The following is an 849-nucleotide window of genomic DNA, read 5'->3' as shown; positions in this document are numbered from 1 at the left end:
TTTTAGCAACATGTATACCAAAACTGTGCTCACTTCCTCCTGGAACTAATTTTCTCAAAAATAATATTGTATCTTTTGTTTCTTTGATACTAACATTAAAGTTTTTGATACGTTCCATCGATTTTGACATTTCATTCAATTCATGATAATGCGTTGCAAACAATGTTTTTGGTTTCAAGGCACTTTGATGTAAAAATTCTGCAATTGCCCATGCAATCGAAATTCCATCGTAAGTCGAAGTTCCTCGACCAATTTCATCCAATAAAATCAAACTTCGTTCCGAAATGTTATTTAAGATACTTGCTGTCTCATTCATTTCGACCATAAATGTCGATTCACCTGATGAAATATTATCTGAAGCACCAACTCGAGTAAAAACTTTATCAATGATTCCTAAATCTGCAGCTTGAGCTGGAACAAAACTTCCCATTTGCGCCATCAAAACAATCAAAGCAGTTTGACGTAAAAGCGCCGATTTACCAGACATATTTGGTCCAGTAATCATAATAATTTGCTGATGATCCGAATTTAACTCAACATTATTCGACACATATTGTTCACCAATTGGTAATTGTTGCTCAATCACAGCATGACGACCTTCTTTTATATTTAGTTCAAAACCATCATTAAGAGAAGGTTTTGTGTAATTATTTTTCTCTGCTATTTCTGCAAAAGTTGACAAAACATCCAAAAATGCAATTGCTTTTGCCGTTTGTTGAATCGGTAAAAGTTTAGTGATAATTTCTTGTAACAATTCAATAAATAATTGATTTTCTATAGCAAGAATTTTTTCTTCTGCACCAAGAATTTGTGTTTCGTACTCTTTTAATTCTTCGGTAATATAACGCT

At 32.6% G+C, this 849-nt stretch carries 1 protein-coding gene; it reads right to left on the bottom strand.

Annotated elements, in window-relative coordinates:
* On the bottom strand, positions 1–849 hold an 849-nt coding region (locus B4L98_RS03550; RefSeq protein WP_414646665.1), incomplete at both ends, for a MutS-related protein.

It is taken from the genome of Empedobacter sp. UBA5528 (assembly GCF_002426075.1).
Classification (GTDB): domain Bacteria; phylum Bacteroidota; class Bacteroidia; order Flavobacteriales; family Weeksellaceae; genus Empedobacter; species Empedobacter falsenii_B.
Note: the sequence above shows the minus strand (reverse complement) of the source record. Positions and strands in the feature narration are given on the sequence as shown.